Annotated in this window: 17 protein-coding genes and 2 CRISPR repeat arrays (1 of these 19 cut by a window edge); of the genes, 4 read left to right on the top strand and 13 right to left on the bottom strand. The window is 55.7% G+C overall.

Annotated features, from left to right (window positions below; all coding sequences use genetic code 11):
• Positions 1 to 21: 21 nt before the first annotated feature.
• The 3 genes from FH039_RS09300 to FH039_RS09290 form a co-directional block, all read right to left on the bottom strand.
• Positions 22 to 1,440, bottom strand: coding sequence for an acetate--CoA ligase family protein (locus FH039_RS09300; RefSeq protein ID WP_139681090.1), 1,419 nt, complete (start codon positions 1,438 to 1,440; stop codon positions 22 to 24).
• Positions 1,441 to 1,543: 103 nt separating this feature from the next.
• On the bottom strand, positions 1,544 to 2,311 hold the full coding sequence (locus FH039_RS09295) for a sugar phosphate isomerase/epimerase family protein (protein WP_139681089.1): 768 nt from the start codon (positions 2,309 to 2,311) through the stop codon (positions 1,544 to 1,546).
• Complete coding sequence (locus FH039_RS09290; protein ID WP_139681798.1) at positions 2,312 to 3,505, bottom strand: magnesium transporter; 1,194 nt, start codon at positions 3,503 to 3,505, stop codon at positions 2,312 to 2,314.
• Between the two features lie 108 nt (positions 3,506 to 3,613).
• On the opposite strand from FH039_RS09290, the gene FH039_RS09285 reads away from it, so the two are divergent.
• Together FH039_RS09285 and FH039_RS09280 are read left to right on the top strand one after the other, a co-directional pair.
• A complete protein-coding gene (locus tag FH039_RS09285) occupies positions 3,614 to 4,222 on the top strand; it encodes a potassium channel family protein (RefSeq protein WP_139681088.1) in 609 nt (202 codons plus the stop codon).
• Positions 4,215 to 4,793, top strand: coding sequence for a potassium channel family protein (locus FH039_RS09280; RefSeq protein WP_139681087.1), 579 nt, complete (start codon positions 4,215 to 4,217; stop codon positions 4,791 to 4,793). The genes FH039_RS09285 and FH039_RS09280 overlap by 8 nt, the downstream gene beginning before the upstream one ends.
• A 100-nt stretch (positions 4,794 to 4,893) precedes the next feature.
• Here FH039_RS09280 and FH039_RS09275 read toward each other — a convergent pair whose 3' ends face one another.
• Together FH039_RS09275 and FH039_RS09270 are read right to left on the bottom strand one after the other, a co-directional pair.
• A complete protein-coding gene (locus FH039_RS09275) occupies positions 4,894 to 7,239 on the bottom strand; it encodes a DEAD/DEAH box helicase (protein WP_139681086.1) in 2,346 nt (781 codons plus the stop codon).
• A gap of 3 nt (positions 7,240 to 7,242) precedes the next feature.
• A complete protein-coding gene (locus FH039_RS09270; protein WP_240703311.1) occupies positions 7,243 to 7,659 on the bottom strand; it encodes a DUF5658 family protein in 417 nt (138 codons plus the stop codon).
• 133 nt (positions 7,660 to 7,792) lie between these two features.
• Between FH039_RS09270 and FH039_RS09265 the strand changes: the two genes are divergently transcribed.
• Positions 7,793 to 8,224 carry a hypothetical protein gene (locus FH039_RS09265; RefSeq protein ID WP_139681085.1) on the top strand — a complete coding sequence of 144 codons (432 nt, stop codon included), beginning with the start codon at positions 7,793 to 7,795 and terminating at the stop codon, positions 8,222 to 8,224.
• Here the strand turns inward: FH039_RS09265 and FH039_RS09260 are convergent.
• From FH039_RS09260 to FH039_RS09225, 8 genes are all read right to left on the bottom strand, one after another.
• Complete coding sequence (locus FH039_RS09260) at positions 8,221 to 8,880, bottom strand: segregation and condensation protein A (RefSeq protein ID WP_139681084.1); 660 nt, start codon at positions 8,878 to 8,880, stop codon at positions 8,221 to 8,223. The two genes, FH039_RS09265 and FH039_RS09260, sit on opposite strands and share 4 nt — an antisense overlap.
• A 5-nt stretch (positions 8,881 to 8,885) precedes the next feature.
• Positions 8,886 to 9,302: a nucleotidyltransferase domain-containing protein gene (locus FH039_RS09255; protein ID WP_240703207.1), complete on the bottom strand. Its 417-nt coding sequence runs from the start codon at positions 9,300 to 9,302 to the stop codon at positions 8,886 to 8,888.
• Positions 9,292 to 9,696 (bottom strand): HEPN domain-containing protein, encoded by a 405-nt coding sequence (locus tag FH039_RS09250; protein ID WP_139681083.1) that lies wholly within the window; start codon positions 9,694 to 9,696, stop codon positions 9,292 to 9,294. Before FH039_RS09250 ends, FH039_RS09255 begins: the two co-directional genes overlap by 11 nt.
• A 5-nt stretch (positions 9,697 to 9,701) precedes the next feature.
• On the bottom strand, positions 9,702 to 13,268 hold the full coding sequence (smc, locus tag FH039_RS09245; RefSeq protein ID WP_139681082.1) for a chromosome segregation protein SMC: 3,567 nt from the start codon (positions 13,266 to 13,268) through the stop codon (positions 9,702 to 9,704).
• A 97-nt stretch (positions 13,269 to 13,365) separates the two neighbouring features.
• Positions 13,366 to 13,791, bottom strand: a complete 426-nt coding sequence (locus FH039_RS09240) for a DUF835 domain-containing protein (RefSeq protein ID WP_139681081.1) — start codon at positions 13,789 to 13,791, stop codon at positions 13,366 to 13,368.
• Positions 13,792 to 13,965: 174 nt separating this feature from the next.
• Positions 13,966 to 14,367, bottom strand: coding sequence for a methylmalonyl-CoA epimerase (gene mce / locus FH039_RS09235; RefSeq protein ID WP_139681080.1), 402 nt, complete (start codon positions 14,365 to 14,367; stop codon positions 13,966 to 13,968).
• Positions 14,364 to 15,323: a methylmalonyl Co-A mutase-associated GTPase MeaB gene (gene meaB / locus FH039_RS09230; protein WP_139681796.1), complete on the bottom strand. Its 960-nt coding sequence runs from the start codon at positions 15,321 to 15,323 to the stop codon at positions 14,364 to 14,366. The genes mce and meaB overlap by 4 nt, the downstream gene beginning before the upstream one ends.
• A gap of 47 nt (positions 15,324 to 15,370) precedes the next feature.
• Complete coding sequence (locus tag FH039_RS09225) at positions 15,371 to 15,802, bottom strand: cobalamin B12-binding domain-containing protein (RefSeq protein WP_139681795.1); 432 nt, start codon at positions 15,800 to 15,802, stop codon at positions 15,371 to 15,373.
• 121 nt (positions 15,803 to 15,923) lie between these two features.
• Between FH039_RS09225 and FH039_RS09220 the strand changes: the two genes are divergently transcribed.
• Complete coding sequence (locus FH039_RS09220) at positions 15,924 to 16,580, top strand: PHP domain-containing protein (RefSeq protein WP_139681079.1); 657 nt, start codon at positions 15,924 to 15,926, stop codon at positions 16,578 to 16,580.
• A gap of 76 nt (positions 16,581 to 16,656) precedes the next feature.
• Positions 16,657 to 16,954: a CRISPR direct-repeat array (repeat unit 30 nt; unit sequence CTTTCAATTCTCCTAGAGTCTTATTGCAAC).
• Positions 16,955 to 17,076: 122 nt separating this feature from the next.
• Positions 17,077 to 18,099: direct repeats of the CRISPR family, unit length 30 nt; unit sequence CTTTCAATTCTCCTAGAGTCTTATTGCAAC; it runs 549 nt beyond the window's last position.

Below are 18,099 nucleotides of genomic sequence, written 5' to 3'. Positions count from 1 at the left end.
ACCACCGGAAGATTGGGGGGGTCAGGCCCCCCTCCTGAGGTATTGGGCGTACTTAACAAGGCCCGCCAGGGCGCGGACACCCCTCTCGGGGGTCGGGTAAACGGGAACTCCCTTGTCCTCGAGGATTCTGGCGTAGTGGTCGGTCTTCTTACCGCCCATGGCAACGGCAACGATCGGCTTGTCGCTCTTCTTCTGGTACTCGGCGAGAATGTCGATTATCTTCTCCTCCTCGAGGAGCGGGACCTGGAAGAGGACTATGACGAGTATTGCGTCAACGTTGGGGTCGTTAACGAAGCCTTCGATGGCTATCCTATAGCGCTCGGCGTCGGTGTCGCCGACGACGTCGGTCGGGTTTCCTGCAACCGCGTGCGGCGGGAAGTTCTCCTTGAGGAACTTGAGCGTCTCCTCGCTGAGGTCGGCCATCTTGAGGCCGAACTTGGCAACGGCATCGCTGGCCATGACTCCGGCTCCACCGCCGTCGGTGATTATTCCTATCCTGGCCCCCTTCGGGAGCTTGTCCTTGAGCGCAGCGAAGGCCTTCGCGAGGTCGAACATGTGCTCGAAGTCCTCGGCACGGATGACGCCGGTCTGCTTGAAGACGGCATCGTAAATCGTGTCTGCTCCAGCCAAAGAACCCGTGTGGGAAGAGGCTGCTTTTGCTCCGTACTCGGTCCTTCCACTCTTGAGGGCTATGACTGGCTTGACCTTGGTTATCCTCTTGGCGGCCTCTATGAACTTCCTTCCGTCCTTCACACCCTCGATGTAGAAGGTGACGACGTTTATGCCGTCGTCGTGGATGAAGTAGTCCATAAGGTCGGCGTCGTCGACGTCGAGCTTGTTGCCGTAGCTGACCATCTTGCCGATTCCTATCCCGGCCATAGCCGCCCAGTCGAGCATAGCCGCCGCGAAGGCACCGCTCTGGCTGACGAAGGCTATCGGTCCGCTCTTCGGCCTGTCCATCTTGCTCTCCGGCAGGAAAACGGTGTCAACACCGGTGTCTGGCACGTAAACACCGACACAGTTCGGGCCGATGATCCTTATCCCGTTCTCCCTGGCTATCTCAAGTATCTCGCGCTCCAGCTTCTTTCCTTCCTCGCCGAGCTCACCGAAGCCGCCGGTGATGATGATGACGGCCTTTATCCCTTTCTCAGCTATGTCCTTCATGGTTGCCGGAACAAAGGGGGCCGGAATCGATATAACGGCCAGATCAGTATCATCGGGGAGCTCCTTAACGCTCTTATAGACTTTGTAGCCCTCAATTTCATCGAGCTTCGGGTTGACCGGGTAGATGTTCCCCTTGAAGATTCCGCGCTCCTTGTTCATTTTGAAGTTCTCGAAGATAACGTTCCCAACCTTTCCCTTTTTGTTCGTTGCGCCGATGATAGCGACCGCCTTCGGGTCGAAGAAGGGCCTCATTTCCTCCACTATCTTTTCCGCCATTGGTATCCCTCCGCCAGAAACTGCTTCTCGCAAGAACTTCAGGTTAAATGTATAAAAGAGTTGCGTTTTGTAAAAATCGGACGCCAATGAACTGAAACGTCCATCAATGCAGGCTTTTCAAAAATTCGAGGCTTCTCCGGGCGGATTCAATGTCGCTGACTTCGAGGGCCCAGGTCACCCTCGGGAGCCTTGGGAACACTCTAACCCAGGGAACAGTGCCGTCGCCCAGGGCCAGGTGCTCGTCCCTCTCGCCGCGGTTGTCGTGGAGGTGAACGTGGACTATCCTGTCTCCGAGGACCTCCAGGAAACGCTCGAACTTCCCCGTTGTGGTGTTCAGGTGTCCTACGTCGAAGGTTACCCCTATCTCGACGTCCCCGAGTATCTCCCAGAGCCTCTCGCACGTCTGTGCATCGAGGATCACGAAGCGCGGCATGTTCTCGACGCCGATCTTCACCCCGTACTCGAGTCCCCATTCGGAGATCTTCCTCAGGGACTCCCGGTGTATCTCCAGGTACTTCCTCCTGTTCTTTACGCTGACCGGCGAGCAGTGGCCCGGGTGTATCGTGACGGAGAGGGCATCGAGCTCGGCCGCCAGTTCGATGGCCTCGCGGATTACCTCCAGCGATGTTCTCCTCAGCCTCTCGTTGAAGGAGCCTATGTTGACGTCGCTGAAGGGCGCATGGACGGTTCTCTTCATGCCCCAGCCGTCAAGAACCTCTGCAAAGTGGCGGCAGTTGTCCCTCGTCAGGTAGTGGGGCCATTCGCTCAGTATCTCAACGAAATCAAAGCCCAGCTTTTTCGCCCTGCCCACCCAGCCCTCAAATTCGAGGAGGTTCCTTCCCGGGTAGGCCGTCATGGAGAGACCTATCATTCAACCACCCACCATCAGCTTGGCCATCAAAACCACATAGGCCGTTCCGAATATATCGCTGTTGTTCGAGATGAGGGGTATCGCCACGTGATCCGGATCGATGTTCTTCTGGAAGAGGAAGTAGGAAACCGTGTATGAGTAGAGCATGATGAACAGGACCATGAACGGGTACGTGAGGACTATCATCCACGCGGAGCCTGGAACGGCCATTCCGGTGGTTAACTTCACAAGGGCGATGCCTATGAGGAGTTTCGTCGTTCCGATGACCGGCGCCGTGGTGAAGAGCGCCAGTATGTCGGTGAAGGCCTTCGGGCAGATGAGGCCCTCTATCTCACCTAGGTGGAGCTTTGTCGAGGTTTTCGCGGCTATTATGGAGCCGTAGTTTCCGAAGCTGCTGAGGAGCGAGGGATAGATGAAGCTCAGTACGACCGAGGCCTGGATTATCCCGCTGAACCTGGCAAGTATTGAACCGGATACCGTTGAGAGGAGCGCCAGCCCCGTTATCGTCAGGAACACCTGCTTAAGCTCGATGAACTCCGCCTTTCTGACCCGGCTTATTGCTGCCACGATGGCGAAGAGGGCTATCATAGAGTAGTTGAAGAGCCTGAATCCCCCCGGTGAGCGCTCGATGAGTAGTATGAAGAACACCAAGGAGGGAACCGTGAGAAAGTCGCCCATTGATGCCACCAAAGGAGCGGCCACGCTGTCAGGGTCGGTGCCGCGCCTGAAAGCGAAGATGGTGACGAAGGAGGTGAAGTAGCCGAGTATGAAGGACACGAGTATCGTCGAGGTAACCACTATGAGGAGGACGTCGAGGGCGTTCTTTTTTATTCCCGTGGCAATACCGATGGCCCAGAGCAGGAAGATTGGAATGAGCGAGATGAGCATTCTGAGTACTATTTCCTTGAGAACCTTCTTGTCCCTCAGCGAAGGCTCCAACTCACCGAGGTAGAGCATTGTGGAGAAGCGCGAGGCCATCGAGCCGAAAACGTTTCCGCGGAGGCCCATTATGCCCGGCAGAACCACGAGCAAACCCGGGAACTGGGTTCTGATGATTTCAAAGTACTTGCCCAGAAACGTGCCGCCGAACAGGCCGAATATCTGGGAGGTGAACAGGGACGGCAGCGTAACCCTGTAGGCTTCCCTGACCTTCTCCTTCAGTTCCCCCCTGACCTCTCCGCCGATCACTGCCATCACTCTCCATCGCCCTCACCCCGTAGACGTTGACCCTCGCGGGTATTAAACTTTTCGAGGCGAAAACTAAATAAGATTTCCCCCCTTTCCCCCATCGGTGAGATCCGGGTGGAAGAGTGGGACGAAATCGAGGTTCCAAGGAACGTTAAGGACATCTTCGTTGAAATGAAGAACACCGCCGAGCTGATGGTTGACCTGGCCTACTCCTCCATACTCTTCAACGAGGAGGAGATGGCCGAGGAGGTGCTTGAGCTTGAGGAGTACCTCGACCTGCTCAACTATCACCTCATGGTCCATGCGGTTCTTGCCGCGCGCAGGCCGAAGGAGGCGGAGCAGATAACCTCCATCCTCCACATGGCGCACGCCATAGACGACATGTCCAACGCGGCGGCGGACCTCGCGAAAATGGTCATCGACGGCGTCGAGCTTCACCCGGTCATAACCGAGGCCATACTGGGGAGCGAGGAGATAATAGGCAAAATCTACGTCTCCGCTGAGTCCATACTCGTCGGAAAAACGCTGGAGGAGCTGGACCTCGCGGCCAACACCGGCGTCTGGATAGTGGCGGTGAGGAGGGGCAAACGCTGGATTTTCGACCCCGACGGGGACTTCAAGATATTCCCCGGGGACATACTCATCGGGCGCGGGACGAACACCTCGGTGGACTACCTCAAGGAGATAGCCCGGGGCAACATCAAGGTGATGTCCAATGAGTGAGCTTGAGGAGATCAGGAACTGCCTCATCGAGATGAAGGATCTCTCGTCCCTGATGGTTGACCTGGCGTTCTCCTCCGTCATGTACAAGAGTGAAGACATCGCGGAGGAGGTTTACCTGCTTGAAGAGCGCATGGACGAGCTCACCCTGAAGGTCAAGAAACTCGCCCTGAGGCTCGCCAAGAACGAGGAGGATCCGGTGAAGCTCCTCAGCGTCATAGACATGGCGGAGATAAACGAGCAGATAAGCGACGCGGCATACAAGATATCCGACCTGATCCTGCGCGATGTGGAGCCCCACCCGATAATCCTGAGGATAATGGAGGACACGGAGGAAGAACTGGGAAGGGTGGTTATCCACGAGGGCTCCGTTCTCCATGGCAAGACCCTCGCCCAGCTCAAGCTTCCGAGCAAGATAGGCACGAGGATACTCGCCATAAAGCGCGGGAGCAGGTACATCTACAACCCTGGAAGAAACGACGTCCTAAAAGAGGGCGACGTTCTCATAGCGGTTGGCTCCGATCTCGACAAGCTGAGGAAGCTGGCCGGGGAAGAGGTGGAAGAGGAGGAGTAGTAGCGTTTGTGCCCCCGGGGAGCGAAGGGAGGTCACGGCTCGCCAGGACGCTCCCTCCCCGCGGTTTCCGGGGGCGCTATCTTGTAATTCCGACGGGAACTTAAATTTTATCCTCCCCTACGTAGGGCGCGGTTATCACCTTCCTTATCTCCCTCGCCTTCTTCGGCCCTATTCCCTCGACCTCCTTCAGCTCCTCCTCCGTCGCGGTGAAAACTCGCTCAACGTTGCCGAAGTGCGCGAGGAGGCGCTTGGCAAGGGTTGCGGAGACATTGGGCAGGCCCTCGACTATCAGGCGCTGCCTCTCGGCCAGCGTTAGCGCCTTCTTCTCGCTCCTCAGGCGAACCTCCTTCTTTCTTTCCTCCTGCTCGCGCTTTGCCATCAGGTATATGAACTGTGCCGTCTCCTCTGTTCCGGAGGAGAAAAGAATGGGCACCCCCCAGTCGAGGGTCACCGCCGCTATGGCACCCCTGATGGCGTTGGGGTGGATGTTCCTCACCCCGTAAAGCTCGCCCTCGATGATTATGACCGGCTTCGCGTAGGCCCTCTTGAGCCTCTCAACCTGGTCAAAGAGTCTGCCGTCGATGATTGACTGGATGAAGTCGTTGGCGCTCTTGCGCTCTATGCCGACGTCCTCACTCACCACGTAGTCGGCAACGTCGAGCGTCCTGACCTCAACCTCGGCGCCAAGCTCGCGGAGGTGCTTCGGCACCCCGCTCCTCAGCTCGCGGCTGTCGGCGTAGACCACTATAACCCTCGGTTTCTTTACGAAAACCCCTTTCCTCGGAGGCTTTTCGGAAGCCCCGGATTTTTCCTCAGTTTTCGGGGCACCCTTGGGCTTCAGAAACGCATCAAGGGAAGTTATCTTCCCCCTGCTCATTCCGGCACGCTCCGGTGTTTTTTCAACGATTTCAGCAGGTTCCGACCGCTCCCTGGGGCGGGCCCTTTCGAGCTCCCTCGCTATGGCCCTTATTGCATCGAACATACCCTTCTCCTTTCGCTTCGAGCTCCAGTAGTATGCCTCGTCCCTCGTTCCCCGGGCCATCAGGATTACAACCTTCCCCGGTCTATGCCTGCCGGTCCTGCCACGCCTCTGGATGCTCCTTATGGCCGAAGGCACCGGCTCGTAGAAGACGACCAGGTCCACCTCCGGAACGTCCAGTCCTTCCTCGCCAACGCTTGTGGCGACGAGGACGTTGAACTCGGCGCGGGAGAAGCGGTCGAGGACTTCCTTCTGCTTCTTCTGGCTCATGCCCTTGTCCTTCCCCCTGCTCGCCTGACCGATGAACCTCTCGGCCGCGATCCCCATCGCCTCCAGTTCCTCCACTATTCTCCTCCCCGTGTCCCGGTAGTTGGTGAAGACGATTACCTTGGAGTCCGGCTTTCTTTCGAGCTGCCTTTTGACGAGCTCCTTCAGCCGCTCCATCTTCGGATGGTCCACCCCGCTCTCCTTTGCCTGAACGAGGAGGTAAACCACCTTCCTCATGCGCGGGTCTTCCATTAGCTGCTTGCTCGACTTCGCCCGCTTATCCTCCCGGAGCTTCCTGAGGTAGGTGCGCAGGGCGGTCAGCCCCTGGGTCTCGAGGAGCTCGATCGCGTGCTGGAGCTTGACGGCCTTGGCCTGGTGGAGTCTGAGGCGGCCGATCTCATAGTTGCCCCTCGCGACCTCCTGGTTGATCTTTGACCCCGCCTGAAGCACTTCCCTCTTTGATATGTCCGGCGAGTAAGTCGAGACGAGCTTGAACTGGGCGAGGGGCTTGAGACTCTCCTTCAGCATCTCGCGGAGTAGTCTTCTAACCTCCTTGTATATCTCGGGCAGCTCGACCTTCACCCACTCAAAGCTCATTTTTTGCACGTATGGTTTAACGTCGGGGGAAGCCTCGGTTCTCACCTCGACGTGTTCGATGCCGAGGTTTTCCACTATCTCGCGGATCTTATCGGCGTCGCTCCCCGGGGATGCGGTCAGGCCGAGAACCAGCGGGTGCCTGGCGGTTTTGAGGTACTCCCTGGCGATGAAAACGTACGAGTAACCGCCAACGGCCCTGTGGGCCTCGTCGATTACCAGAAGGGAAACGTCCTCCAGCGAAATCCTGCCCGTGAGGATGTCGTTCTCGACGGTCTGGGGGGTGGCGGTGATGATCACGCTCTCCTCCCACACCCGTCTGCGCTTTTCGGGGGAGAGTTCTCCGGTGAGGACGTTTATTTTTTCCTGAGGGAGGTTGAAGAGGCGCCTAAAGCTCTCCGCGTGCTGGATGGCCAGGGGTTTGGTTGGCGCGAGCATGAGGATCTTGCCGCCGTATCTGGAGAGCCGGTAATCGGCTATGAGCATCGCTATCAGCGTCTTTCCCAGCCCCGTCGGGAGAACGACGAGGCAGCTGGTCTCTTTACAGCGGGCGTAAATTACCTCCTGGTAAACGCGGGGCTCGATGAGGTCTCGGCGAAGGTACATGGTTTAAGCTTGGAGGGAGCGAATAAAAGCTTTCCTGACGCCCCGGGTGCATGCGGGCTTTTCGGGCCTGAAGATGAACATCGCCGCGAGAAGAAGCACTGAAACAAACGGTATCAGGAATCCAAAGCCGAACAGCAGGTAGAGGTTGTTGACCGCGGGAGCGGCTTTAAGGAGCACAAAGACCGCGGGGAAGTATCCGAAAACACCGGAGATGCCTGTTAAGGCGGAGGACGCAAGGATCAGGGCAACACCCAGGGCCGTGAAGAGGGCGAAGCTTCCGAAGAAGAGAACCGGGTCAGAGAGTCTCTGGGCTATGACAGGATTTGCCTCGGAGAACCCTCTACTCACGCCAAACCAGGTTGTAAACATATCAAGAACCGAAAACGCCACAAAAAATCCTGCGTACACTTTTCCGCGCATCCCTTTCACCAATGTTTTCTACGTTGTTCCCTTTAAATACTTTACTACGTAGTCAGAACCTACATGTGTACAAACATAGGTACGTACACTATTGATGGGCAAATGATTTAAGCTGTTCACCTCACCGGCCACCATGCTCCTCACGAGACACGCCAAGGAGAGGCTCGTCAAGAGACTGGCAAAGAGGAAGAAGCTCGAACGGGTGTATTCTGCCCTATGGGCCTTCCTCGACCGCTCGCGGAGGATTGACGTGAACGAGAAAGTGGTGATCTTCACGGACGGGAGAAAGAGCCTGGTCTGTGCTAAGCTCGAATGCGAGAGACTTCCACTCGGGGAAATAAAAGAGCGCGTTGGGGGCATCTCCAGAGCCTGTGAGTGCGTTTTTCTCGACGGGAGAACCGCCAGAGAAACCATTCCCAGGAAGTTTCTCGAGTCCGTCCCGGACGGCGAGTACTGCTTCTACATCAACAGGGAGAAGAGGAGCCTTTACATAGGCAGCGCCCCGCCGCTGCTTGCGATAACCCTGCGGCCGGCGAAGAAAAGCGAAAGGGAATGCGCGGACTAGGCGCTCTCCTCCACGGGCACGACGAATATCTCCCCGAAGGGCTCCTCCTGAATGAGGTCCACCTTCCCCATGTTGGAGAGGAACAGGAGGTAGAGGAAGGTTCTGGCCACTATCTTCGGTGTTGGGTCGAAGACAAGGTCCCAGAAGTTTATGGGTTCCCTGGTTTCCCTGTACATGTCCACGACTATCTCGTGGAGCCGATAGACGTGCTTCTCGATGTCAACGCGGAAGTCATCGACGACGAAGACCTCCTCCTCTATCTCGACCTTCTTTTTCTTCCGCGGCTTTCTCTTCTCCGCCTCCTCAAGGGCGTCCATGAGTGCATCAAGCAGGTCGTCGAAGGTGTAGTAGCGCTCCACCCTGCGGAGGGGCGGGGCCAGCGGCTCGACATCAACGTGGAGCTTCTCCTCGTGCTCCTCCTCTTCCTCCTCGTCGCCGTAGAGCAGGGCCTCGCTCTTCATCCTGACGAGGATTGATGCAGCAAGGATTGCCCTCGCCGAAACGCGGAGGTCGAGCTCCTTCATCTCCCTGAGTCGTTCGATGTACTTCTCGGTCAGGTCAACGATGTCGATGTTCCAGGGATCAACCTTTCCCATGGTGACGAGCTGGAGGAGAATGTCAACGGGCGTTATCTCCTCCTCACGGCGCGATTCCATGGTTATCACCTCTCAATCCTAATCCAGCCCCTCTCAAAACGGCGGAATTTTCTCCTGGCTGCCTTGAACATCGCCATAAGCTCTCTTAGATAACCTTCATCGGCGTAGAGAACCTTCCCATCTGCCAAGGCGTCCATGATGAGGGGATGTCCCTTGAGAAGCATCCTCTTAACTTCCTCTGGAGTGTATGCTTTGGCATCGATCGGAGCATGGGTTCTATCGAGGTCGTAGAGAAGTTTTAACCGCTCGTTTGGGTTTTTGGGGAGGCTTTCGGCTATCACAAGGATATCAACGTCACTCCCCAGACCGAAGGTTCCCCTTGCCAGTGAACCGTATAGCAGTATTAATTTAGGCCGGAGTGACGCTTTGATGGCTTCCACGTACTTCTGGATGTCTCCCCCGTACGGCAGTTCACTTGACATCATCCGCCACCCTCCTCACAAAAGCGATTATCTCGCGTGCTGAATTAATGGCCTCAAGGGCATCCCTTTCTCCGTAGTACTCGTAGGGAGCACCTTCTATGTACGCGTCCGGGTATCGTGGGGGGATATAATGCCTGTCCAGCATCCTGGCATTGTCAAAAAGCTCCTCTGGAACCTCGATCTCTTTGGATAGTATGTCGAGCAGTTTCTTTATTGAATGGCCGTAAGCCATGATCCCCAGCCCAAAGAGCAAAGCCTTGACGGCATACTCCGCCGCCTGCTGGGCCTTAAAGCAGGCCCATGAATAAAATTTAAAATTTAGGTCATTCTCGGCACTTCTGAGGGTATATTCAGCCTGGGACAGCCACCGCTCGAACTCTTCTCTGTCAAACATTGGGTTCACCCGCTCAGATGGCCGAACATCTCAGCATGCTCGGCCTCGCTCCTCTTCATTGCCTCCTCCAGTATCTTCATGGCCTTCTCGAGGCTGAGCGCAACGACGCGCGAGACGCCCTTTCTCATGCTGACGCCTATTATCTTGTCCGCGTTGGCCATCATGACGTCCCTCAGGGTAACGACTATGAACTGACTGTTCTGGGAGGCCTCCTTGATGAGGTCGGCAACGCGCTTGACGTTGGCATCGTCCAGGTGGGCATCGATCTCATCGAAGAGATAGAACGGCGCCGGCTTGTAGCGCTGGATGGCGAAGACGAACGCCAGAGCCGTTAAAGCCTTCTCTCCACCGCTCATGGCCTCTATGCGCTTAACATCCTTTCCGGCAGGCTTGGCCTCTATCTCAAGACCGCCCGCGAAGGGATCGTCCTCGTTCTCAAGGATGAGCCTGGCGCTTCCTCCCGGGGAGAGCTTGGCGAAGAGCTCGGAGAAGTTCCTGGCTATCTCATTGAGGGTCTGGAGGAAGACCTGCTTCTTCTGCCCCTCTATCTCTTCGATGAACTCCTCTATGCTCTCCTTCTCGGCAACGACCTGCTCGCGCTTGCTCTTCAGCTCGAGGTAGCGCCTTTCCACGACCTCGAAGTCCTCGATGGCCTTCATGTTAACCGGTTCGAGGGCACGTATCTCCTCCTCCATTTTCTCTATCTGCTCGCTCAGGGCGTCGAGCTCCAGGGGAACCTCCTTGATGCTCTTGATGAGCTTGGCATCGTAGTGTCTCAGCTCATCCCTCTTCTCCTTCAGCGTTGCCTCGTACTGGGCCAGCTTTATCTTGAGAGTGTTGGCCTCTATGCGGAGCTCCTGGAGTTTGGAGCTCAGCTCGTCCTTCTCGGCGCGGAGGTCGATGATCTCGTTCCTGAGCCTCTCGCGCCTCTCGCGGAGCTCCTTGAGCTCATCCTTGACGTTCTCCTCGGCCTTCTTGAGCTCCTCCAGCTCGGCCTTGAAGTCGGCTATGGCCCTCTCGTTCTCCTCGATGTTGGCCTTGAGAGCGTTTATCCTGTTGATCAGACCCTCTATCTCCTCCTCCAGATCCGCCCTCCTTGGGAGCAGCTCCTCGTTTATCCTGACGTCGAGGCCCTCCAGTTTGCTCTCGACCTTGCCGAGCTCCTCGCGGAGCTTGCTTATCTCTGCCTCGACCTCCCTGATCCTCTGGTTCAGCTCCCTGGCCTCCGGGTTCTCCAGGGCCTTCTTTAACTTCTCCCTCTTCTTCTCCAGCCGCTCAATCCTGCCGCGGAGCTTTGCCATCTCGCCCCTGGCCTCGTGGATCCTCTTTTCCAGCCCCTCGATAAGCCTCTCGTTTTCTTCGATCTCCTCCTTAAGCGCACGGTCCTCTGCCAGAAGTCGCTCCATGTCCTTCTGGGCAACCTGGAGGTCCTTGGCCAGCTCGCTCTTCTTCATACGGAGTTCAAAGAGCTCGTTCTGAAGACCTCTGACCTCAACCCTGAGGGCGTTAACGGCCGATTCCAGGGCCTCCTTCTCGCGCTCCAGCTTCTCAACACGCTTCCGTATCTCATCCACGTTGACCCCGAGCTTGCCCCTGGGCCTGTAGTGACCACCGGTTATCGCCCCGCTCCGCTCGAGGAGTTCCCCGCCAAGGGTCACCATGCGGACCTTCCCTATGCCGACGGTCCTGGCCTCGTCCATGTCGTTCACTATCAGCGTGTCTCCGAGGGCATAAGCTACAGCGTTTCTGAAGCGCGGGTCGTACTGAACGACGTCCAGGGCCGGAACTCCGAGAGTGGGCTCCCCCTTCATGGAGCGCGGCTTTATCTTGTTGAGCGGGAGAAAAGTCAGTCTGCCGAGCTTCTTCTCCTTGAGCAGCTTTATGGCTTTCTCTGCAACGCGGTCGTCCTCAACGACGACGTTGTCGTAGCTTCCACCGAGGGCGACCTCAACGGCCAGGGCGTAGCTCTCATCGCGAACAGTGATCAGCTCACCGAGGGAGCCGTAGAGGCCCGGGATGTTCTGGGCCTTGAGGAATTCTATGGCACGGTTCCCGCGGACCTCGCGCTGCGCCTCGGCTTTGATAAGCTCCTCCCTGGCTTTCGAGAGTTCACCCTCAAGCTTCTTGAGCTTTCTGCTCTTCTCCTCCAGCTCCTTCTCGGCCTTCTTCAGCCTCGCCTCGGCCTTTGACATCTTCCCGTCAATATCGCCGAGCTCGGAGCGCTTCGCCTCCAGAGACCTTCTGGCCTCCTCAATCTGGGCCTTGAGAGAAATCCTTCTGGCGTTGTTCTGAGCTATCCTGCCCTTTGCGCGCTCTATTTCCTCCTCGAACTTCTTGATATCGCTCTCCTTCATGTAGAGCTCCTTCTTGGCCTCCTCCAGCTCCTCAACTACCCGGTCAAAGTCCTGCTTCGCGATGGCAAAATCCCTGTCTATCTCGCCCAGCTTAACAACCAGCTCGTTCTTGATGACTTCCTTCTCCTTTATTTCCGCCTTGAGCTTCTCGCGTCTCTTGCTCCAGCGACTTATGGCATTTCTGCTCTTCTCTATCTCCTCGGAAACTTTCTTGAGCTCCTCCTTCGCCTTGGCAAGGCGGTGCTGGCCGTCCTCGATTTCCTTCCGGGCCAGCTCGATGTTCTTTCCTGCCATCTCTATCTTAGACTTGACCTCGCTTATCTTTCTGGTTACCTCAAGGATGCTGTCCTCGCTCTTTTCCTCGAGCTCCCTTTCGATCGTGTTCAGCTCCTTCTCCCTTGCCACGATCTCCCTGGCGATATCCGTGAGGCGGGCCTCCATGGCGGCTATCTCCGCCTCTATCTCCTTGTCGCGCAGGTTGCTCTCCTCTATCAGGGACTCGAGCTTTCTTATCTCTCCGAGGAGGAGCGTGACCTTCGCCCTCTCGACGCGGTCCTTAAGGTCAAGGTAGCGGAGCGCGTCGTTTCTCTCCTTCTCAAGCTTGTCAAGCTGGGTTTTGACCTCGCGGATGAGCAGATCGACCCTCGCGAGGTTCTCCTCGGCCTGCTTGAGCTCCTTCAGGGCCTTCTCCTTCTTGGCATCGTACTCCGCTATGCCGGAAATTTCGTCTATGAGCATCCTCCTCTCGGTGGGGCTCATCTTGATGAACTTGGTGATGTCCCCCTGCAGAACGAGGTTGTATCCTTCAGGCGAAATCATCGCCGCGCTGAGGACGTCGAGGATGTCGCTTCTGCTGCTCCTCTTGCCGTTGAGCCAGTAGGTGCTTCTGCCGTCGGGATAGACGCGCCGCTTTATGACGACCTCGTCCTCGTCAATGGGAAATCCCCTGTCCTCGTTGTTGAAATACATGGCAACCTCGGCGTACTTTGCCGGCGATTCCGTCTTGGTGCCCGCGAATATGAGGTCACTTATCCTCGTGGCACGCATCGCCTTGGCGGACAGACCACCGAGGACGAAGAGTACGGCGTCACCGATGTTGCTCTTTCCAGAACCGTTGGCACCGACGATCGCTGTGAACCCTTTAGAAAGCGGAACGACGACTTTCCTGTTACCGTAAGATTTGAAACCTTTCATTTCAATCTTCTCAATGTACGGCATGCCCTACACCTAAACGGGAGAATGGCGAAGAAGGTTATATAACTTTACTCCTTTTGAAAGCCCCGTCCCTTGGGGCGAGGAGTACTCGGCTGCATGCTCACTCGACTATCCTGCGGAGGATGTTCAGGACCCTGCTGTCGAGGCCGTCGCTGACGGTGACGTAAAAATCGGAGTTCGTGAGGAGGGTCATGTCTCGAAGTTTGCTGACGAACCTGAGCGTCGGCTCAATCCCGTTCTCAATCATGAGGTACTCGATGGCATCCAGAATGACGTCCACATCCTCATTCTGAAGCTGCTCCCACACCATCTGCTCGATGGCATGAAGTTTTGATGGAGATACCGCGTTAGGGTGGGAGACTTTGGTGATCCACATCAGGTAGACGTTGGGGCGGCTGACTTCGAAGGGAGGCCTTCGGGTTATGAGAATCTTTCCTTTGCTGGGGTTTTTCTCCAGAATCTCGTTGAGACGCCGGTAATCCAGTATCCTTGAGTCCTTTTTAAGGGGTCGCCCCCTAAACAGCATAAGCCATCACTTCGCGTGGGTTCAATGAGGTTCACGCGTATCATATTACGCGGCACAGTGAGTTTGTTAATCCTCTTATAAACGTTACTGTATGGGACTGAACAGACCAATACATGACCCATCGGGTTAAAGAGAAAAGGAAAGCAGGAACCTTAGAACCGATGATTTCGTTGGTTACTCCTTCCTCTCGCACAGTTCGAGAAGCACACCGGTCACGGCCTTCGGGTGGACGAAGGCTATCCTGGCACCTCCCGCCCCGATCCTGGGCTGTTCATCGATCAGCCTGTAGCCCTCTTCCTTGAGCTTCTCAATCTGTCCCTCGATGTCATCAACGCCCAGGGCTATGTGGTGTATCCCCTCACCGCGCTTGGCGATGAACTTGGCTATGGGCGAGTCCTCGGCGGTCGGCTCGAGGAGCTCAATCCTGCTCTCGCCGACGTGGATTATCGCGGTCCTCACCTTCTGGTCGGGCACCTCCTCGATCTCCTCCACCTTGAGACCTAGGCCCTCCCAGACCTTGATGGCCTCCTCCAGGTTCTTAACGGCTATACCAACGTGGTCTATCTTCTTTATCATACCTTCACCCCCAGGGCTTTTTCGAGTATCCTATCCGCGGCAGAGTACGGGTCGATCTCGCGCCTCACAACCATCCCTATCAAAGACGAAATCTCTTCCTCGCCGAGCTTCTCCCCCACTATCCTTGATATCCTCCCCGAGACTATCGTCTTGACTTCCTCCTCGGCCCTGAACTGCCTCTTCCGCTCTATCTCCCCGCTCCCCTCAAGGAACTCCCTGTGTTCACTGATCGCGCTCCAGAGGTCGCGTATTCCCCGCATGGTCGTCGCGACCGTCTCCACGATCCGCGGCCGCCAGCCCCGCCTCTCCCAGCGCTCCTTTTCGAGGTCGAGCATCATGCTGAGCTCGAAGTACGTGGCATCGGCCCCCTCCTTGTCGGCCTTGTTGATGACGAACACGTCGGCTATCTCCATGAGCCCGGCCTTTATTGCCTGTATGTCGTCACCCAGGCCGGGAACCGTGACGAGGACGACCGTGTCGGCGGTCTTGACGATGTCGATCTCGATCTGACCGACGCCGACGGTCTCCACAAAGATCACGTCGCAGCCGTAGGCATCGAGGACCTTGATGGCATCGGCCGTGGCCTTGGCAAGGCCCCCGAGGGAGCCGCGCGTCGCCATACTCCTGATGAAGACGCCCGGGTCGGTCGAATGCCTCTGCATCCTTATCCTGTCCCCGAGAAGGGCACCGCCGGTGAAGGGTGAGGTTGGGTCTATGGCTATAACGCCGACGACCTTGCCTTCCTCCCTCGCAACGCGGATGAGCTTGTCGAGAAGGGTGGACTTTCCGGCCCCCGGCGGGCCGGTGATGCCAACGATGTAGGCGTTGCCCGTGTGGGGATAGATTTTCGAGATTATCTCCCTCGCCTTTTCCTCATCGTTTTCAACGAGGGTTATGAGGCGCGCAGTGGCGCGCTTGTCGCCGGTGAGCATCCTCTCTATGAGACCGTCTAACATCGCCACCACTAGGACAAATTATCCAGGTAAGAAATTATAAAGTTTGCTCAGTTCTCCCTGAATTTCTTCAGCTTCGGCGCATTCTCGTCTATGAAGCCGATTATATCCTCAATCGGACTGCCGGGGCCAAAAACCCTGGCCACACCCATCTTTTCGAGCTGTTCAGCGTCGTCGGGCGGGATTATTCCACCGGCTATAACGAGAACGTCCTCGTTGATCTTCAGGCCGCGCTCTTCGAGGAGCCTGAGTATCTTCGGTATGAGAACCATGTGGGCCCCGGAGAGGATGCTTATTCCAAGGACATCAACGTCCTCCTGAACAACGCTCTCGGCTATCTGCTCGGGGGTCTGCCTGATTCCAGTGTAGATGACCTCAAAACCGGCATCGCGCAGGGCCCTGGCGACGACCTTGGCCCCCCTGTCGTGACCGTCAAGTCCCGGCTTCGCAACGAGAACCCTAACCTTGGAGCGCTCGACCATCTTCACCACCGCCCCACTTTTGTTTCCCGCGGTATTTAAAGATTGTCAAAACTCAAGGTTAAGCTTTACGTTGGATATTTTGTCCAGAAGGCTTTATAACGTCTCCACGGGAGGATAGAGCATGCTCAGGTTTCCCCACGATGCCCACACCCACACCACCTACTCGGACGGCAGGGGATCAATAGCCGACAGCGTGGCCGCGGCGGAGGCGAGGGGGCTGGCGCTGCTCGGAATAACCGACCACAGCCACTACTTCGAACCCGGAACCCTCGGTCGCTACGTCAGGGAGGTCAGGTACTGGAGCGAGGACGCAGAGCTGACTGTTCTGGTCGGGGTGGAGGGCAACATAACGGCCGGGGGCATCGATGTCCCTGACTTCATGGCGGAGAAGCTCGACTACGTGATAGCGAGCGTCCACGAGTGGCTCGAGAGGCCGGAGGAATACGTGGAGCTGGTGAAGCTCGCCCTCGAAGACGACAACGTTGACATCATCGGCCACTTCGGAGCCAGCTTCCCCTACATCGGCTTCCCGCCCGCCGACGAGCTGGAGGAAATACTCGATCTGGCGGAGGCCAGGGGCAAGGCCTTTGAGATAAGCTCCCGCTACCGGGTACCTGACATCGACTTCATCCGTGAGTGCATAAGGCGCGGGATAAAGCTCACCTTCGCGAGCGATGCCCACTCACCGGGGGAGGTGGGCGGCGTTTCCTGGAGTGAAAGGATATTCAAGAAGGCGGGCGGGGCGAGGGAAGACCTGCTGTTTGGGGAGTTCCTGTGAGACGCAACATTTCAGATTGGATTTTCTGTATGTGAAACCGGCAACCTGAAAAAGCGAGACGAAGCCGCTGGTTCTCATTTCAATTCTCCTAGAGTCTTATTGCAACCTCCATATCATCAATTACACTATTAACCTTCCGCTCAGCTTTCAATTCTCCTAGAGTCTTATTGCAACAAATACCGCCACTATGAAATCAACACCCTTCCCTCTCCTTTCAATTCTCCTAGAGTCTTATTGCAACTTGAGCTACAAAAAGGCCTCTCTAATCCTTAACGAAACTTTCAATTCTCCTAGAGTCTTATTGCAACCTTCGGGGGGTATCCAATCTACCAAAAAGAGATTGTCTTTCAATTCTCCTAGAGTCTTATTGCAACCGGACACCCTGTTAAGAACTGTGGTTGAGACCTCACTTTCAATTCTCCTAAGAGTCTTATTGCAACATGGGAGAGTCTTATTGCAACATGGGCGTCATAACCGGGATTATTGTCGGGGGCCTTCTTTCAATTCTCCTAGAGTCTTATTGCAACCTTTGGCTAAAAACGCCCTCTCCTGTCTTTCACGATCTTTCAATTCTCCTAGAGTCTTATTGCAACGTGGCAGGTTCACTTTCTCCACGCCAATCGAGGCCATCTTTCAATTCTCCTAGAGTCTTATTGCAACGAGGTTGGGGTTGGACTATGTTCGGGAGGCGGTTCTAACTTTCAATTCTCCTAGAGTCTTATTGCAACAGGGTGTCGGTGAAGTGGAAAACGACAGGAAACACTATCTTTCAATTCTCCTAGAGTCTTATTGCAACAATGGTGCTCGCTCGGTGAGGGCTATTCAGAGGCTCCTCTTTCAATTCTCCTAGAGTCTTATTGCAACAAGGTGGCCAGCAGGTTCTGTATGTCGTCAATCCTTTCAATTCTCCTAGAGTCTTATTGCAACATGATGTCGCCCCGCTTTCCCCTAACGAACTTAATAATCCCTACTTTCAATTCTCCTAGAGTCTTATTGCAACGGCTGGGTGGTATCCGAGGTGGATAAAGTCCCAGCTTCTTTCAATTCTCCTAGAGTCTTATTGCAACCTTTTTGCGTTTATTTAGAGACGCGAGCTTCTTTCTCCTTTCAATTCTCCTAGAGTCTTATTGCAACTTGAGCAGGAGATTCAGGAAGCGCGGGAAGCGGCATTCTCTTTCAATTCTCCTAGAGTCTTATTGCAACAAGCCTTTACCTCATCAGAACTGACAGCCTTGAGCCCTTTCAATTCTCCTAGAGTCTTATTGCAACAAGCCTTTACCTCATCAGAACTGACAGCCTTGAGCCCTTTCAATTCTCCTAGAGTCTTATTGCAACCGCGGAAGCTCGTGACATACGTCAGGACAGGTTACAACTTTCAATTCTCCTAGAGTCTTATTGCAACATGATGATGAGGATGGTATTGTGGAGTGTATGATTGTCTTTCAATTCTCCTAGAGTCTTATTGCAACAAAGAGGAAGTTGATGGTGATTATAAGATTTTGTGGGCTTTCAATTCTCC

Source organism: Thermococcus indicus, assembly GCF_006274605.1.
Taxonomy (GTDB): Archaea; Methanobacteriota_B; Thermococci; order Thermococcales; family Thermococcaceae; genus Thermococcus; species Thermococcus indicus.
This window is presented reverse-complemented; position numbering and strand designations above follow the sequence as displayed.

Coding starts and splice junctions, on each gene's coding strand:
- FH039_RS09295 (WP_139681089.1), bottom strand. CDS start 2,311: ATGATAGGTCTCTCCATGACGGCCTACCCGGGAAGGAACCTCCTCGAA.
- FH039_RS09300 (WP_139681090.1), bottom strand. CDS start 1,440: ATGGCGGAAAAGATAGTGGAGGAAATGAGGCCCTTCTTCGACCCGAAG.
- FH039_RS09280 (WP_139681087.1), top strand. CDS start 4,215: ATGAGTGAGCTTGAGGAGATCAGGAACTGCCTCATCGAGATGAAGGAT.
- FH039_RS09240 (WP_139681081.1), bottom strand. CDS start 13,791: ATGCTGTTTAGGGGGCGACCCCTTAAAAAGGACTCAAGGATACTGGAT.
- FH039_RS09270 (WP_240703311.1), bottom strand. CDS start 7,659: ATGCGCGGAAAAGTGTACGCAGGATTTTTTGTGGCGTTTTCGGTTCTT.
- mce (WP_139681080.1), bottom strand. CDS start 14,367: ATGATAAAGAAGATAGACCACGTTGGTATAGCCGTTAAGAACCTGGAG.
- smc (WP_139681082.1), bottom strand. CDS start 13,268: ATGCCGTACATTGAGAAGATTGAAATGAAAGGTTTCAAATCTTACGGT.
- FH039_RS09250 (WP_139681083.1), bottom strand. CDS start 9,696: ATGTTTGACAGAGAAGAGTTCGAGCGGTGGCTGTCCCAGGCTGAATAT.
- FH039_RS09220 (WP_139681079.1), top strand. CDS start 15,924: ATGCTCAGGTTTCCCCACGATGCCCACACCCACACCACCTACTCGGAC.
- FH039_RS09265 (WP_139681085.1), top strand. CDS start 7,793: ATGCTCCTCACGAGACACGCCAAGGAGAGGCTCGTCAAGAGACTGGCA.
- FH039_RS09260 (WP_139681084.1), bottom strand. CDS start 8,880: ATGGAATCGCGCCGTGAGGAGGAGATAACGCCCGTTGACATTCTCCTC.
- FH039_RS09225 (WP_139681795.1), bottom strand. CDS start 15,802: ATGGTCGAGCGCTCCAAGGTTAGGGTTCTCGTTGCGAAGCCGGGACTT.
- FH039_RS09290 (WP_139681798.1), bottom strand. CDS start 3,505: ATGGCAGTGATCGGCGGAGAGGTCAGGGGGGAACTGAAGGAGAAGGTC.
- FH039_RS09255 (WP_240703207.1), bottom strand. CDS start 9,302: ATGTCAAGTGAACTGCCGTACGGGGGAGACATCCAGAAGTACGTGGAA.
- FH039_RS09275 (WP_139681086.1), bottom strand. CDS start 7,239: ATGTACCTTCGCCGAGACCTCATCGAGCCCCGCGTTTACCAGGAGGTA.
- meaB (WP_139681796.1), bottom strand. CDS start 15,323: ATGTTAGACGGTCTCATAGAGAGGATGCTCACCGGCGACAAGCGCGCC.